The 15037-nt window shown below is 72.6% G+C and carries 15 protein-coding genes and 1 pseudogene; 3 read left to right on the top strand and 13 right to left on the bottom strand.

Annotated elements, in window-relative coordinates; translation table 11 throughout:
* Positions 1–120: 120 nt before the first annotated feature.
* Entirely contained in the window at positions 121–1572 is a 1452-nt protein-coding gene (locus tag AB0I21_RS27730; protein WP_360565448.1) for a hypothetical protein, read from the top strand.
* A gap of 22 nt (positions 1573–1594) precedes the next feature.
* On the opposite strand, the gene AB0I21_RS27725 is transcribed toward AB0I21_RS27730, so the two are convergent.
* Positions 1595–2197: a TetR family transcriptional regulator gene (locus AB0I21_RS27725; RefSeq protein ID WP_360565446.1), complete on the bottom strand. Its 603-nt coding sequence runs from the start codon at positions 2195–2197 to the stop codon at positions 1595–1597.
* 100 nt (positions 2198–2297) lie between these two features.
* Between AB0I21_RS27725 and AB0I21_RS27720 the strand changes: the two genes are divergently transcribed.
* Both AB0I21_RS27720 and AB0I21_RS27715 read left to right on the top strand, forming a co-directional pair.
* Entirely contained in the window at positions 2298–2879 is a 582-nt protein-coding gene (locus AB0I21_RS27720) for a dihydrofolate reductase family protein (RefSeq protein ID WP_360565444.1), read from the top strand.
* Positions 2876–3850: a GNAT family N-acetyltransferase gene (locus AB0I21_RS27715; protein ID WP_360565442.1), complete on the top strand. Its 975-nt coding sequence runs from the start codon at positions 2876–2878 to the stop codon at positions 3848–3850. Before AB0I21_RS27720 ends, AB0I21_RS27715 begins: the two co-directional genes overlap by 4 nt.
* A 460-nt stretch (positions 3851–4310) precedes the next feature.
* On the opposite strand, the gene AB0I21_RS27710 is transcribed toward AB0I21_RS27715, so the two are convergent.
* The 12 genes and pseudogenes from AB0I21_RS27710 to AB0I21_RS27655 all read right to left on the bottom strand — a co-directional run bounded on the left by AB0I21_RS27710 (position 4311) and on the right by AB0I21_RS27655 (position 14557).
* On the bottom strand, positions 4311–4784 hold the full coding sequence (locus AB0I21_RS27710) for a hypothetical protein (RefSeq protein WP_344504673.1): 474 nt from the start codon (positions 4782–4784) through the stop codon (positions 4311–4313).
* Positions 4785–5154: 370 nt separating this feature from the next.
* A complete protein-coding gene (locus AB0I21_RS27705; RefSeq protein ID WP_360565440.1) occupies positions 5155–5838 on the bottom strand; it encodes a hypothetical protein in 684 nt (227 codons plus the stop codon).
* A 912-nt stretch (positions 5839–6750) separates the two neighbouring features.
* On the bottom strand, positions 6751–7722 hold the full coding sequence (gene egtD / locus AB0I21_RS27700) for an L-histidine N(alpha)-methyltransferase (protein WP_360565491.1): 972 nt from the start codon (positions 7720–7722) through the stop codon (positions 6751–6753).
* 2 nt (positions 7723–7724) lie between these two features.
* Positions 7725–8465 (bottom strand): ergothioneine biosynthesis protein EgtC, encoded by a 741-nt coding sequence (gene egtC, locus AB0I21_RS27695; protein WP_360565438.1) that lies wholly within the window; start codon positions 8463–8465, stop codon positions 7725–7727.
* The gene (egtB, locus tag AB0I21_RS27690) at positions 8465–9760 is read right to left on the bottom strand and encodes an ergothioneine biosynthesis protein EgtB (protein WP_360565436.1); all 1296 of its coding nucleotides are present in this window, start codon (positions 9758–9760) and stop codon (positions 8465–8467) included. Before egtB ends, egtC begins: the two co-directional genes overlap by 1 nt.
* A gap of 87 nt (positions 9761–9847) precedes the next feature.
* A complete protein-coding gene (egtA, locus tag AB0I21_RS27685) occupies positions 9848–11050 on the bottom strand; it encodes an ergothioneine biosynthesis glutamate--cysteine ligase EgtA (protein WP_360565434.1) in 1203 nt (400 codons plus the stop codon).
* A 149-nt stretch (positions 11051–11199) separates the two neighbouring features.
* A complete protein-coding gene (locus tag AB0I21_RS27680; protein WP_360565432.1) occupies positions 11200–11883 on the bottom strand; it encodes a TetR family transcriptional regulator in 684 nt (227 codons plus the stop codon).
* Positions 11861–12250 (bottom strand): DUF393 domain-containing protein, encoded by a 390-nt coding sequence (locus AB0I21_RS27675; RefSeq protein WP_344504682.1) that lies wholly within the window; start codon positions 12248–12250, stop codon positions 11861–11863. The genes AB0I21_RS27680 and AB0I21_RS27675 overlap by 23 nt, the downstream gene beginning before the upstream one ends.
* Complete coding sequence (locus AB0I21_RS27670; protein WP_360565430.1) at positions 12247–12801, bottom strand: hypothetical protein; 555 nt, start codon at positions 12799–12801, stop codon at positions 12247–12249. The genes AB0I21_RS27675 and AB0I21_RS27670 overlap by 4 nt, the downstream gene beginning before the upstream one ends.
* Before the next feature lie 151 nt (positions 12802–12952).
* Positions 12953–13561: a hypothetical protein gene (locus AB0I21_RS27665; protein ID WP_360565428.1), complete on the bottom strand. Its 609-nt coding sequence runs from the start codon at positions 13559–13561 to the stop codon at positions 12953–12955.
* 73 nt (positions 13562–13634) lie between these two features.
* Positions 13635–14078 (bottom strand): annotated as a pseudogene (locus tag AB0I21_RS27660) (sigma-70 family RNA polymerase sigma factor); the annotation flags it as partial.
* A 41-nt stretch (positions 14079–14119) separates the two neighbouring features.
* On the bottom strand, positions 14120–14557 hold the full coding sequence (locus AB0I21_RS27655; protein WP_360565426.1) for a DUF3307 domain-containing protein: 438 nt from the start codon (positions 14555–14557) through the stop codon (positions 14120–14122).
* Positions 14558–15037: the final 480 nt, after the last annotated feature.

Here is a 15037-nt window from a genome sequence, read left to right as displayed (position 1 = left end):
CACCGCCGTGGCAACCCGTCGCCCCCACTGCCCCCAAACCCGCCCGAACTGCTGACAACCGGCCCGCAACCGATCACCTACCGTTATCGACGGAACGGTTTGTACGGCTCGGAGGGATTTGTGCACCAGAACGTCTCGCACCTCGGCAGCACGGCGGGGACCCTGTTCCTCATCTGCTACGTGATCGCCGGTCTCATCACCGCCGCAGCCGGCTTCCTCCCCGGCAACGCCTCCCGGCTCCGCCTCGTGTGCGTCACCTTCGGCCTGGCGCTCGCCGGTTGGTCGGCCAAGGTCCTCTTCACCGGCGGCCCGATGCTCATCGGCCTGGCCGTCCTGCTCGCCCCGCTGTCGTTGACGGCGACCGCGATCATCGGCACCTGCCGCGCGTACAGCCGCCGCCGCGCCCCGACCCGCCTGTCCCGGCCACATCCGGCAGCCGCCAGGACGTACACCGAGCCCAACTCCCCGTTCCCGCCTGTGTTCCCTGTCCCCGTTCACGCACCTCGGCCTTCCACTCACCTTGCCGCGGCCGACCCGTTCCTGCCCTCGTCCGCTGCCCGTTCCTCCTCGCCCGGCGCTCCCCTGTTCCCGGTCGGTGCCCACTCGGCCCCGGTTGCGGGTTCGGACCTGTCCTCGGCCGTCGTGACGCCGAACGAACCGGCCCCCGCTCACCTGGCCTCGACCGTCGCCCACCGCGCAGGCACCGAGGCTCCTGAGACGCCGATGCCCGCGCACGCCGGGCGCAGTTCGGCGCACGGCGCTCCGTCCGTGCACACCGCGGTGCGGACCGACGCGGGGTCCACAGCGATGCCAGCAGCGCCGGCTGGTCAACGCCGCGGTCCGCGCCGTCTCTCGACGCCCGCCGCCCAGCCGCGGTTCCACGGGCACGCGATCGCCCCGCCACCCGCGTTCCCGACGCCGCCCAGGTTCGCGCCGCAGCCACTGCACAACGTCCCCGCGCCGCAGCCACACAGCGTCTCCGCGCCGCGCCCACACAGCGTCTCCGCGCCGCGCCCGCACGGCGTTCCCGCGCCGCAGCCGCACAACGGTTCCGCGCCGCGCCCGCACGGCGTTCCCGCGCCGCAGTCGCACAGCGACGCCGCGCCGCAGTCGCACAGCGTTCCCGCGCCGCGCCCGCACAGCGTCCCCGCGCCGCAGCCGCAAAACGTCCCCGCGCCGCGCCCTGCCCTGGACGACCACGTCACCGCCCGGTTCCAGGCCTCCGCGAACCACCTCCAGCCGTCGCCATCGCACTCCTCTCGTTCGAGCCTTGCGCCCTCGCCGGAGCCCTTCGCTTCGCAGCACCCGTCAAGCGCGCAGGTGTGGGCCCGTGCGCATGCCTGGACGGGCGAGCAGCCCGCTGTGCACGACTGGACCGACTCGTCGTCGTCGTCACGGCAGTCGTCCCGGCGGCTGCGGGGTGTCGTACCGTCGCAGAACCTCGACACGACGACGTCCTCGCCGACGGTCGAGCCCTCGATGCGGATGGCGCTCGCCCCCGTGACCGATCCGTCGCCGTTGCAGCCCTCCTCGGTCCGTGCCCGTCACCGCGCGGGCGGGACGTCCGCCTGACCTGGCCGACCCTCCTGGCACCTCAACCCTGGCTGGCCACCTCCGCCCCGGCGGGCGGCGGGAACACGCGGTCGACCAGCCTGTCGACGAGCGCCTCCACCCCGTGCGGCCGCAGCACCTCGGGCACGGTGAGGTCGTCGACGATCAGGCCGAGCATGCCCAGATACAGCAGCAGCACCGAGCCGCTGTCGCCGGGCAGGCCCGCGTCGACGTGGAACGCGACATTCGCCTCCAGGTCCGCCGTGAAGAACCGGGTCAGCATGGTGTCGAGCTCGGGCCGGCGGGTCGCCTCCAGTCGTAACTCCAGCAGGGCGAGGTGGCTGCTGCGCTCCCGGCGGGTCCTGTCCAGTAACTGGTGCATGAGGGTCTTCACGAGATCGCGGGACGGTGTCGCGCGCATCGTCTCGGCAAGCTCCGCCGGGTCGGGAGTGAGCCGCTCGCGCACCCGGACCATGAGCTGCTCCAGCAGGTCGGCGCGGTTGCTGAAGTAGTTGGACGTCGTGCCGGTCGGCACCTCTGCCTGCTGGTCCACCGCGCGCAGTGTCAGCCCTCGCGATCCCTCGTCGGCCAGGACCTCGATCGCGGCGTCGAGCAGGGCGGTCCGTCTTGCGGGGTTCTGACGCATTGCTGAGTCCTTCCGTGCGGGCTGGTTGACACCACTGCAAGCACAGTACTACATTCAAACCACTTCATCCACAGTGATTCAAACGAAGTGAGTGAGTGCCATGCGAAAGCTGACTTACCTGGTCGCCGCCACGCTCGACGGCTTCATCGCCGGCCCCGACGGACAGTTCGACTTCCTCGGGTTCGAGGACGACTCGGCGGCGGCGATCATCGCCTCGTGGCCCGAGACCCTGCCCACGCACGCCCGGGTGCCGCTCGGCTTGGAAGGCGTGCCCAACAAGCGGTTCGACACAGTCGTGATGGGCCGCGGCACCTATGAGCCCGGCCTCGCGATCGGCATCACCAGCCCCTATCGACATCTGGAGCAGTTCGTCTTCTCCAGGACGCTCACCGACGTCGACCCGACGGTCACGTTCCTGGGCGCAGACACCGATCCCGCCGAGTTCGTCCGGGACCTGAAGCGGCGCGAGGGGCTCGACATCTGGCTGTGCGGCGGCGGCGCGCTGGCATCGCAGCTGGTCGGCGAGATCGACGAGCTGATCCTCAAGGTCAATCCGGTCGCGATCGGTTCCGGTGTACCGCTGTTCGCCGCGCCGTTCAAGCCCATGCCGTTCCGGCTGGCGGGCACGCGCACGTTCGACACGGGTGTCGCGTTCATGACCTATGAGAGGGTGACGCCATGATCCGAGCCGCGACGCCCGACGACATCGACCGGGTCGCCGCAGTCGTCGTCGACGAGCCGGTCGGCTGGATCAGCGCCGAGCGTTTCCGGGCCGACCTCGCCGCTTGGATGTACCGGCCGGAGTGGACCTGGATCGTCGAGCGCGACGGCCAGATCATCGCCAGGGCACTGTGGTGGGGACGGGCCGGGGACACCCATCCGGTCGCGCTCGACTGTCTCAGCGTCGACCCGTCGGTGCCAGACCGTGCGGCGCTTGCGGCGGCGCTGCTCCGTGCGGGGATGTCGGCAGTGGGCGCGCCGGCGGCGCCACAGTTCACCGTGTCGGTCGCCGCGGGCTGGCGGGACGACCCCGCGACGACGGCGGCCGTCGGCTGGCGGCGGGACGCGGCGATCGCCGCCGGGCTGACCGACGAGGTGGAGCGGCTGCGTTTCGAGTGGACGCCTGGGCCGGTCGCCTCGGGAGTGGCCGGCCGGGAGCGTGACCGCCTGGTGTTCCAGGAGGCGAGCGACGAGGAGTTCCTGCACGCGTTCCGCCGGGTCGCGTCGGGCAGCCTCGACGTGCAGACGCGGCGCAGCGTCGCCGCGGACGGCATCGACGCCGCCGCACGCGCCGAGATGGACTTCTATCTCGGGTGCCCGGGGGACCGTTCGTGGTGGCGGATCGTCACGACGGGCGACGGGGTGCTGGTGGGGCTGGCGGTGCCGTCGGCGACGCCGTACCACCGCAATGTCGGGTATCTCGGCGTCGTGCCCGAGATGCGAGGCCACGGCTATGTCGACGACATCCTCGGCGAGATCACGCGCATCCACGCCGCCGACGGCGCCCAGGTCATCACCGCGACGACCGACGCGACCAACGCACCGATGGCAGCCGCCTTCGTCCGGGCCGGGTATCGCACCACCGAGATCAGGATCGTGTATTCCGCGCCAGTGGCGGGCGAGGCGCTCGGCTTACAGTCCTCGACCCCGTGAGGCCGTGACTCACCGACGCGGCGATGCTGCTTGATCGCAAGCCGCCCGCGGATTGAATCCTCGCCATCCACACTCACGTCAACCACGCCCAATCGTCGCATCGACCGCGGTCCGCGGACCGGTGCCGGCAGACACCCGTCCGGTGGTGCCTGCCGACCGTCTGTGGGCGGTGCGCCGGCGGTGTCTGCTGGGTCACTGTGATCGGCCTTTGCGGGCGGCTACTGCTGGGTCGCTGTGTTCGGCGTTTGCGGGCGGCGGCTGCTGGGTCGCTGTGTTGGGCGTTTGCGGGCGGCGGCTGCCGGGTCACTGCCTGCGGTGCCAGGTTCGTGGGTGCCAGGTGCGGCGGAGGCGCTCGCGGCGGCACCAGGTCCTGCGGTGTGGGCCCGGCCGTCGTGGGTGGCATGGCGGCGGAACAGTCGGAAGCCGGTGCATCTGGTGGTCCTTTCGGGTGGGTGGAGGGTCAGCCGGAGGCGAGCACGTGCGCGAACCGGGGCGACAGCCCTGACGCGTCGGAGTGGCTCTTGAGGAGGGGGACGAGCGTGCCGTACGTGGGAAGGCCCAGCACCCGTGACAGCATCCGCAGCGTGCGGCGGCCCGGGTCGGTCACCGCGGTCTGGCAGCCGAGGAGCCGGACCGCCACCACGTCGTGGCGGTCCAGGATCCGGTCGGCGGCCAAGTGGGTGAAGAACCGGGCCACGTCGCGTTCGAGCATGTCGATCGGGGTACGACCGAGCCGCAGCAGGTGCTGCCCGCGGGTCGAGTGGCCGATCAGGTCCAGGTGCACCGGTCCTGCCGGCCACGCCGCCGTCGTCAGCACGTCACGCAGCTCGGCGAGGGAGGCGGCGTGATGCAGCTGCACGCACCTGGCGACGCGGCCGGCGAAGAACGATTCGGAGCAGTCCGGCGAGGCGACATTCAGCGAAGGGAGGGACACCGGTCGGCCGGTCAATCGCCGAGCGCATCCGGCCACTTGATGGGTTGCAGCGATCCGGCCCGCGCCGAGATCGCCACCGACGTGCGGCGGAGTGTTGCCACCGACGTGCGGCGGAGTGTTGCCGCCGCCGCGCCGACGGAGGGTGAGGCCGTGCGCGCGGTGTCGGAGGGTGAGGCTGCGCGAGCGGCGCCGGAGGGTGAGGCTGCGCGAGCGGCGCCGGAGGTCAGGGCCGGCGAGTGGCTGGCGGTCGAGGTCGGGCGCGGGCCGGCGGACAAGGCCGACGGTGCGAGGCGGCTGGGGCCCGCCCACGGTGGGAGTTTCGGGGCGATCGCGCTCGTGAGGACGGTGGTGTGCAGCAGGTGATGGTTCGTCATTCGGTGCTCCCGTTGGTGGTCGAAGGGGAAGGGACACGGCCGGCGATCAGGAACAAGGGGCCTCGGGTCACCGGGCCGCCGATGGTGGTGAGGCTCGCTGGGCCGGCGTCGCAGTGTTCCGGGGAAGCGAGGTCGAGCCACATCGTGACCGCGGACGTGGCCGGGTCGGTGGAGCGGCCCGGCGGGAAGACGGCGACGCGGGCGAGGGTGCCTCGCTGCTCGAGGATCTCGGCGCAGTGGCCGGCGTAGCGGTTGCCGGCCCGCGGGTCGGGGGTGCCGGGCCAGTACACGACGGATTGGCATTCGTATTCGGCGCCCGTGAAGCCGGTGGAGGCCGGGGTGGGGCGCAGTGAAGGAGGGAGGCGGTCGATGAAGGCGGTGGCCAGGTAGACGGCGCCGGTGAGGCGGAGCTCGGGCCACGCGGGGCCGAGGGTGGACCCGCCGGTGTCGCCGTCCGGGGCGCTGAAGCAGTCGTCGACGTCGACGTCCGCCCAGGAGATCTCCTCGGCGACGGCGGCGGATGGGGCACGGGCCAGGTCCACGCTGATCAGACGGGCGGGGTCGAAGTCGTGCTCGACGGGTTCGGTGGTCCAGAAGGCGCAGCGGGTCACGCCGTCGATCCGGCCGAGAAACGCCGGCGTGCCGACGAAGACGGTCCGTGCCGGGGGCGATGCGGTCATGCCAGCAGCATGCGGCGGCCCGCTGAAACGGCGCTGAAGCGGCGCTGAGCAGCTGGACCTGAGCAGCGCGCCCGAGGACGAACGTGCGCCGCGGGCGGGATGACCGATGGGGCTGGAATCGCAGGGTGATGGCCTCGGGCGGACCTCAGCGAATCGGCGAGCCAGCGGGCCGCGGAGAGCGGAAACCACCGGGAAGACCGGAGCGGGTAGGAGGGTGGATCGAGCGGGGCCGTGGCTGCGGTGCGGGATGCCCGCGGGGACACGGTGGAGACACTGCGGGACAGGAGTGCAGCGTGGCGGCGACTGCGGGACGGGTGAGCATCCGAGGTGCGGCCGTGGAGAAGAGCGCCCCAGCGGTGGCCGGTGGAGAGGAGTGTCACGGCGGCGGCCAGAGAACCGGACTCGCTGCGCTCGTGGAGAAGAGCGTCCCTGCGGTGGCCGGTGGTGAGGAGAGTGTCTGTCACGGCGGCGGCCAGAGGACAGGACGTGCTGCGCTCGTGGAGAAGAGCGTCCCAGCGGTGGCCGGTGGTGAGGAGAGCGTCTGTCACGGCGGCGGCCAGAGAACAGGACTTGCTGCGCTGCGAGGCGTGGCCGGGGCGGGGCGGGGCGGGGCGGGAGAGCATCCAAGGGGCAGGAGCGTTCCGGCGGCGGCCGCCGAACAGGAACTGCTGCGGGTCTGGTCGGGTCGGGCGGGGTCGGGTCCGGTCGGGTCGGGCGGGGTCGGGTCGGGTCGGGTCGGGTCGGGTCGGGTCGGGTCGGGTCGGGTCGGGAGAGCATCCCAAGGGGCAGGAGCGTCCCGGCGGCGGCCGTGGAACGGGAGCGCTACCCCGGGCGGCCGCGGAACGGGAGCACTACCCCCGGCGGCCGCGGGACAGGGGTGTGTCTCCGCGGCCGCCGAGGGGGTGGGAGTGGTTACGCCGCGGTGGCCAGGGTCAGGGCGAACCGTTGCGCGGGGTCGGTCCACCAGTGGCGGACGGAGAAGCCGGCCGCGGTGAGTTCGGCGGTCAGGCCGGCCTGGTGGAACTTGGCGGAGACCTCGGTGCGCAGCTCCTCGCCGGCGGTGAAGGTGACCGTCAGGTCGAGGGCGGCGACGTGGACCTGCTGCGCGGTGGTGGAGCGCAGGCGCATCTCGATCCATTCGTTGGCGGGGTCCCAGAGGGCGACGTGCTCGAAGGCGGCGACGTCGAAGTCGGCGTCGAGGGTGCGGTTGAGGACGTGCAGGACGTTGCGGTTGAACTCGGCGGTGACGCCGGCCGCGTCGTCGTAGGCGGGGACGAGGACCGACGGGGACTTGACGAGGTCGGCGCCGAGGAGGAACCACTCGCCGGGGTCGAGGCGGGCGCGGAGCGCGGCGAGGAAGGGGGCGCGTTCGGCGGGGGTGAAGTTGCCGATCGTGCCGCCCAGGAAGGCGACGAGGCGGTCGCCGGTGTCGGGCAGGGTTTCCAGGTGGTTGACGAAGTCGGCGACGATGCCGTGGATGTGCAGGTCAGGGTAGGCGGTTCGGAGGGTCCTGACGGCGTCGCGGAGGGCTGAGGCCGACACGTCCAGCGGGGCGAAGGAGCCCAGCGTCCCGGCGTCGCGCAGCGCGTCGAGCAGCAGTCGGGTCTTCTCCGAGGAGCCGGAGCCCAGCTCGACGAGGGTCTTCGCGCCGGTGATGCGGGCGATCGACGAGGCCCGGTCGGCGAGGATCGAGCGTTCGGCGCGGGTCGGGTAGTACTCGGGCAGGCGGGTGATCTCCTCGAACAGTTCGCTGCCGCGGGCGTCGTAGAAGTACTTCGGCGGGAGGGTCTTCGGGGTGGCGGTGAGGCCCGCCCGGGCGTCGGCGCGCAGGGCGGCGGTGAGGTCGGAGTCGAGCAGGTACACGTCGAGGTCGGGATCGTGCAGTGTCACGAGAAGGCACCTTCCGTTATGTGTACCGCGGACGGGTCCGCGACGAGCAGGGAGAAGTCGGGGACGGCGCGCCAGCCGGGGTCGTCGTCCAGCGGTTCGGACGCGACGAGCAGGGAGAAGTCGGGGACGGCGCGGACGGACAGCGCGTGGCCGTACACGGAAGCGGCGACGGACCGGCCGTCGGTGAGCAGCAGGTTGAGCCGCGAACCGGGCGCCGCGGCCGCCACCGAGGTGACGACCGAGGACACCGCGTCGCCGAGGGCGGAGCCGGCCCGCAGGCGCGCCCGGACGAGGGCCCACAACAGCGCGCTGTCGGTGGGGGCGTCCAGGGTGATCAGGTCGCGCACCGGCAGCTCGGACGCGAGCGCGGCGACGCTGTCGGGCCACCCGGCGACGCGACCGTTGTGGCTGAACAGCCAGGACCCGGAGGTGAACGGCGCGGCCGCGGACTCGGTGACGGGCATGCCGACCGTGGCGGAGCGCACCGCGGCCAGCACCGCGCCCGACGAGGTCGCCGAGGCCAGCGCGGGCAGCGACGGGTCGGTCCACAGTGGACGGGCCGACCGGTACACCACGGGACCGGGGAACCAGCCCAGCCCGAAGCCGTCGGCGTTGATGGTGCCGCCGCCCCGCATGTCGCGCGGCGCCCACGACTGGTGCGACAGGCCGTGCGGCGCGTCGAAGAGCAGGCGCGACAGCGGGATCGGCGGACCCAGGTACGCCAGGTGACGGCACACTAGGCGGGCCCCGAGGAGGAGGCCGTGCGGAAGCCGCTGAAGATCTGGCGGCGGATCGGGTGGTCCCAGTTGCGGAACGTGCCCCGGCACGCCGCCCGGTCGGTGCCGAACGACCCGCCGCGCAGCATCTTGTAGTCGCCGCCGAAGAACACCTCGGAGTACTCGCGGTACGGGAAGGCGCTGAACCCCGGATAGGGCAGGAAGTCGCTGTCGACCCACTCCCACACGTCGCCGATGAGCTGGTGGACGCCGAGCGGCGACGCACCGTCCGGGTAGGCGCCGACGGGTGCCGGCCGCAGGTGCCGCTGCCCCAGGTTGGCGTGGCGCGGCGTCGGGTCGTCGTCGCCCCAGGGGAACCGCCGGGACCGGCCCGTCGCGGGGTCGAACCTGGCCGCCTTCTCCCACTCGGCCTCGGTCGGCAGCCGCCGGCCGGCCCAGGCGGCGTACGCCGCGGCCTCGTGGAAGCAGACGTGCACCACCGGCGCGTCCGGCACGATCGGAGCCGTGCGGCCGAAGGTGGTGGCGTGCCAGTCGCCGCCGTCCCGCGTCCAGTGCAGCGGCGCTTCCAGCCCGGCCGAGACACGGTGCTCCCAGCCGGCGGCGGACCAGAAGCGCGGCCGATCGTAGCCGCCGGCGTCGATGAACGCCGCGTACTGCGCGTTCGTGACGGGGGCGGCGTCGATCCAGAAGGCGGGCACGTCGACGCGGTGCGCGGGGCGTTCGTTGTCCAGGGCCCACGGCTCGGTCGACGTGCCCATGTCGAACGGTCCGGCCGGCACGTGCACCTCCCCGCCCACGGCGACGACCGCGGACGGTGGCGGGTCTGCCGCCAGTACCGGCGAACCCGCCCGCAACTGGTGGGTGGCGAGCATCGTCTCGTCGTGCTGCTGCTCGTGCTGCACGATCATCCCGAACGCGAACCCGTCCCGCAGCAGCGGCCGCGCCGGGTCGGAGGGCAGGCGGTCGACGACGTCGAGCACCTTGTCGCGGACGGTCGAGACGTACGCGCGGGCCTCCGCCGGGCCGAGCAGCGGCAGCTGCGGACGGTCCCGCCGGGCGTGCTTGAACGCGTCGTAGAGGTGGTCGATGTCCTGCCGGACGGGTTCGCGGCCGCCGACGTCACGGACGAGCCACAGCTCCTCCTGGTTGCCGATGTGCGCCAGGTCCCACACCAGCGGCGACATCAGCGGCGAGTGCTGCCGGACGAGGTCGGCGTCGTCGACGGCGTCGGTGAGGATCTCGGACCGCCGGCGGGTGCGTTCCAGCTCGGCGGCCACGCGCTCTCGCAGACTCATGCCGTCACCTCCGCGGCGCTCAGGCGAGCCGCGCTCCAGCGAGCCGCGCTCCAGCGAGCCGCGCCCCGGCGCCGGCCGGACCAGACGCTACGCTTCGAACCGTTCATGGCGGGTGCTCCCTTCGATGACGTCCAGCAGCAGGTCGTCGGGCAGGTCGAGCCGTGACAGGGCCAGGTCGCGGACCGCGGTCGCGGCCCGGGCCAGGGCCGGGTCGGCCATGCCGAGGCGGGCGGCCAGGGCCCACTCGCCGGCGACGGGCGCGCACAGCTCACGCACCCGGTCGACGGTCGGCTCGTCGGCGAGCAGCGCGGTGAGGATCGCGGCCGGCGCGAACCAGTCGGGGCCCCGCAGCGTGTCGAGGTAGCGCACCTCGAGGTAGCCGCGCGGGCGCACCGGCGGGAACAGCGTGCTCAGGTGGTAGTCGAGGTCCGCCCAGGTCGGCGGCGGGCCGAGCGCCCCGCCGATCCAGTCCGCGAACGTGACCCCCGCGGGCGCGGTCCACGGCCCTTCGGTGCGCCGGACGCAGAGCAGCTGCGCGTCCAGCGCGTAGCGGGCCCAGTCCAGCGCACCGTCGTCGCCGGCGGGGACCGGACGGGTCCTGGACGGGTCGATCGCCAGCCACGTGCGCATCCGCGCCGACGCCCAGCCGGTGTCGTGCCCGGCGTGGCGCCGCGAGTTGGCGAACAGGGCGATGAGCGGCGGCCCGAGGTCGTGCACCGCGGCCCAGCGTGACGGCGGGCCCGCGTCGAGGCAGACCTGCAGGCCGGCGGTGCTGCACATCATGGTGCGCCCGGCGTCGTTGCGGCGCGCGAACGCCGACGCCATCGCGTCGTACCGGGGAGTGGAGAGCATCCGCCGCGGCCGGCGGTGCGGGTCGATGCCGGTGCCGCCGAGCTCCAGCCCGGCGCGGGCGAGTCGCCCGGTGAGCTCCGCGAGATCGGCGCTGACGGCCTCGTGGAGCTCCGTCAGAGAGCGTTGCGGGACGGTGGAGAGCTCCACCTGGCCACCCGGCTCGAGGGTGACGGCCGACCCGTGCCGCAGCGGCAGGTGTGCCGTGCCGGCGTTCAGGGCGGGTGGTGCGTGGTCGCCGAGCGCCTGACACATTCGATCGGGATCGACGTATGTCGTCGGGTCAGCGCTGGCATGGACGGTGTACTCGAGCTCGACGCCGACCGTCTCCGGTGGTCCCGTCTTGAAGCAGATCGATGCAATGTAGCCCTCGGCCTGCTCAATGGCGCAGATCACCGCATCGGAGTCGGCGGCCGTGCGGTCGATACGCAAGGTCGCCATGCGAGCCGACGCTACCCGAGGATCCGGCCGTCGGCGAACGTTCACGTTGAACAAGTGGTTACCGATCCGTTACGTACACGCGTTCGAACTGGGCGAACACCTGCTGGTCGTGAACCGTAGATGTACCCGCCCGAGTGAGCGCCGACACCTCAGCGCAGCAACCGGTACAGGCTGAGGATCTCCCGCGTGACGGGCTTGAACATCCGGAAGCGGGACATCGCGACCAGCCGGTCGATCAGCGGCGCGGACCGCTCGACCAGCAGCCGGGTCTTCTCCTGCCCGGGGGAGGTGTCGTGCACCCAGTACAGCGTGACACCCATCTGCGCGAGCCACAGCAGCTCCGGCAGCTCGGCCCGCAGCTCGGGGTCGATCTTCGTGGTGGCGCCGTCCACGACGGACCGGAACATCCGCACCGACCGCTCCCGCGCCGGCGCGGACTCGGCGCTGAACGGGCTCAGCGGCGAGCCGGGCTCGGCGGCCGTCTTGAAGAACGTGCCGGCGAAGCCGTGATAGGGCGCCATCGTCTCCACGCCGGCGAGCATCGCGGCGCGCAGCCGGTCGACGAACGTCCCCGGCGCGGCCAGGAGCTGCTCGCACGCCTCGGCGTGGGCGTCCTGGACCGTGGTGTAGAACGCCTGGACCAGGTGATCCTTGGACGGGAAGTAGTAGTACGCGTTGCCGACCGAGACGCCGGCGGCCGTCGCGATCGCGCGCATCGTGGTCTTGTCGTAGCCCTGCTCGCCGAAGAGCCGGACGGCGGTGTCCACGATCAGCCGCCGGGTCTGTTCGCCTTTCGCGGTCGGCTCGGTGTCAGACGTCGCAGGTTCCACCACAGTCCGCACCATATCCTTGTGGCGTTGTTCCCCGGCGTACGGCGGCCGCCGCGGCCACCATCCGCCGCGCCGTCGGGCGGAGATCCGGCCGGGCGAGGCGCGCCGCCAGCCCCCGATAGCCTTCCAGCGCCCACAGGCAGATGATCCATGCCGCGTCGCCGGTGTAGATACCGCCGTCGTCGGCGACCACCGTGATGTCGGCCAGGGTCTCTGCCGGATCGAGCGCCGGATACCGGCGGCGCGCCTCATCCGAACCCGCCGGAACGAACTCCAGCGGCACCAGTTGCGCCCGCGACGCGAGCCACGCCCGTGCCGTCCGGCACAGTCCGCAACCCGCGTCGTAGAGCACGGTGAGCTTCGTGATCATTGCGGTGGCAGCGGCTCGTCGGGCTGGGTCTCCGGCCGCGGCGCCTGCTGCGGTACCGGCGGCGAGGTGGGCTTCGGGTAGCCGTGCGGGGCGGCCGGGCGCGGCGACATCCCGTACGGCGGCAGCGGCGGATACGGAGCGGGCATCATCCTGGTCGGCGGGACGGGCGGCGGCAGCTGGTCCAGCATCCGCCGCCGGCGGAACCGGCTCAGCACGAACAGGTTGAAGAAGTGCAGCCCGCCGAGCACGAGCAGCACCAGGCCTAGCTTCCACGCCAGGGCCTCCATCGCCGAGCTGCCGTCCGGCAGCCGCTGCCCGATCTTCAGCGCCACCGCCACGTAGCCGAGGTTGAGCAGGTAGAAGCCGACCACCAGCAGGTGGTTGACCGACTTGGCGAGCCGCTCGTCCGTGAGCGCGTCGTCGAGGAACACCTGGCCGTTCTTGAGCAGCGTCCGCGCCACCCAGACGGTGAGGACGATGCTCACCGCCAGATAGATGAGGTACGTGCCGAGCTTGAGGTCCATGACCGGCCCCTTCTTGAACGTGTTCAACTACGCTCACGGTAGACCCGTTCTTGAACGCGTTCAATTGTGCGCCCAGTCTCATCGTGCTCACGTGTACGTGAGCACGATGAGACAGGACAGGCTCACGTGTACGTGAGCCCGATGAGACAGGACAGGCTCACGTGCGCGTGCGCCCGGTTCACGTGTACGTGACCCATGTGCCACCGACCGTGCCCACCGTCGTCACCTTGCCGTCGTCGCCGCCCACGACCACCGACCCGTCGCCGAGCACCTGCAGCGTCGGCGTGTTGATCGTGCTCAGCGGTATGGAGATCCACTCCTCGGTGCCGTCCGCGCCCCGCAGCCGCAGCCCGTCGAGGCCGTCCCGACCGTCCTGACGGGACAGCCACAGCAGGCGCCCGCCGCCGAGCACGGCCACCTCGCGGGCGTCCGCCGGCAGCGACGGCTGGTCGACCGTCCGGCCGTTGACCAGCCGGGCGACGATGCCGGTCCGGTCGCCGGCGTACCAGAGCTCGCGCCGGTCCGGCGACAGCAGCAGGCGGATCGTCTCCCGCACCTCCCGCACGTCCGTCCAGGTGGTGCCGTCGGCGGAGCGCACCAGCAGGGACGGGGCGGCCGTCAGGTGCCGCTGCATCACGACCCACAGGCCGCCGTCGGCGGTGCGCACACTCGTGACCGGGATCCAGCCGGCCCGGGCCGGCACCGCGCCGACGTCCTCGGCGCCGCCCCGCAGCAGCCGGCCGGTGCAGCTGTCGGTCAGCGGCTGCGGGCAGGTCGTGGTCAGCACGTCCGGCGACCGCGTCCACGGGGCGTCGTCCCGCGGCTGCTCGACCCAGGTGCTCGGCGGCCAGCGCCGACCGGCCGCGGCTCAGCCACGACCGCACGGTGCCCTCGGCGACGCCCTCCTGCTCGGCGATCTCCGCCGTCGTCAGCTGGGCCAGGTGCCGCAGGACCAGGGCCCGGCGCTGCGCCGCGGGCAGCTTCGCCAGGCTCTCCACCAGGACGACCCGGTCCGGCGACGGGCCCTGCACCGGGTCGGGGACGCGCTGGCGTTGCAGGAAGCGCACCGCGTGCTGCAACCTCCGGAGCCGGCTCGTCGCCAGGTTCCACGCGACGTGCCGCACCCACGCGGCCGGGTCGGCGTAACCGGACACCGCCGGCCAGCGCTCCAGGGCGCGGCAGAACGCCTCCTGGGTCAGGTCCTGCGCCTCCGCATGGTCGCCCAGGTACGCGTAGAGCTGCACCGCGATCCCGGCGAACCGGGCCCGGTACAGCTCCGCGAAATCTTCCGGTGGGCGTGGCATGCCGGTATCACGCCTGAACCAACCGATCTGTTGCACCCGATCTACAGGCCCGCGACGAGCAGCGCTGAGATCAGCAGCGAGACCTGGTGCAGGGCCTGGTCGGCGACGTACATGCCGCAGACCGGGCTGGTCGTGTCGGCGAACCGCGGCGAGCCCGTCGCCCGCAGCACCGCCCGCACCGGCCAGCGCCGGTCGAGCAGGCCGTGGGTCAGGGCGGAGAACACCACCCCGGCGCCGACCCCGGCCGGTGACAGCGGCAGGCGCAGCGCCGCGCAGGTCAGCAGCAGCGCCGCGGTGATCGTCACGTGGTACGTCAGCAGATGCCCGGCGAGGGCCCGCCAGCCGGCGGCGCCGCGGGTCGCCTTGTGCGCCGCCTGCCGGTCGGTCTGCGCCACGTGATCACCGAGCGAGTGCCCGACGAGCAGGACCACGAGCGTCACCACGAAAACAACGGACCGGCTCAGCGTCTCATAGGACATGATGGAGGGGCTCCTCACGGGGAGCAGCGGGACGGTTCGGTCTTGGAGGATGGGGCCGTCCCGCCGCATCGACATTGATGGAGCCGCCATCATCCGCCCGCTCCGCACCCGACTTCTACGTCGAACGTTGCAGAACACATGTGTCGTGAGTCGCGTGATCCACTCCCACCCACAGGTTCCCCGCCGGGCATGAGCGGTGGCATGGTGGACCCGCGGCCCCGGGGCGTCAGTCCCGCTCCTCCTGCGTCACGCCGCGCCAGACGCCTGTCCGCGGATCGTCGACGAGTGCCGGCCGGTGCAGCTTCCCCTGGACCCACCGCCCCAGCCACACATGCCGGGCCGACGCGAGCGCTGCGTTGCCCGACCGGGCGTCGGCCGCCGCTGACGGCGGATGAGCCTGACGCCGACGTCCCGGGCCGCCGGTGCCGCGGTGAAACGGCGGACCGCCACGCCGGTGGAGCAGGGTGGCGTGGCGGTCCG

Source organism: Dactylosporangium sp. NPDC050588, assembly GCF_040654975.1.
Classification (GTDB): Bacteria; Actinomycetota; Actinomycetes; order Mycobacteriales; family Micromonosporaceae; genus Dactylosporangium; species Dactylosporangium maewongense.
Note: the sequence above shows the minus strand (reverse complement) of the source record. Positions and strands in the feature narration are given on the sequence as shown.

Coding starts and splice junctions, on each gene's coding strand:
- AB0I21_RS27725 (WP_360565446.1), bottom strand. CDS start 2,197: ATGCGTCAGAACCCCGCAAGACGGACCGCCCTGCTCGACGCCGCGATC.
- AB0I21_RS27720 (WP_360565444.1), top strand. CDS start 2,298: ATGCGAAAGCTGACTTACCTGGTCGCCGCCACGCTCGACGGCTTCATC.
- AB0I21_RS27715 (WP_360565442.1), top strand. CDS start 2,876: ATGATCCGAGCCGCGACGCCCGACGACATCGACCGGGTCGCCGCAGTC.
- AB0I21_RS27705 (WP_360565440.1), bottom strand. CDS start 5,838: ATGACCGCATCGCCCCCGGCACGGACCGTCTTCGTCGGCACGCCGGCG.
- egtB (WP_360565436.1), bottom strand. CDS start 9,760: ATGAGTCTGCGAGAGCGCGTGGCCGCCGAGCTGGAACGCACCCGCCGG.
- egtA (WP_360565434.1), bottom strand. CDS start 11,050: ATGGCGACCTTGCGTATCGACCGCACGGCCGCCGACTCCGATGCGGTG.
- AB0I21_RS27675 (WP_344504682.1), bottom strand. CDS start 12,250: ATGATCACGAAGCTCACCGTGCTCTACGACGCGGGTTGCGGACTGTGC.
- AB0I21_RS27655 (WP_360565426.1), bottom strand. CDS start 14,557: ATGTCCTATGAGACGCTGAGCCGGTCCGTTGTTTTCGTGGTGACGCTC.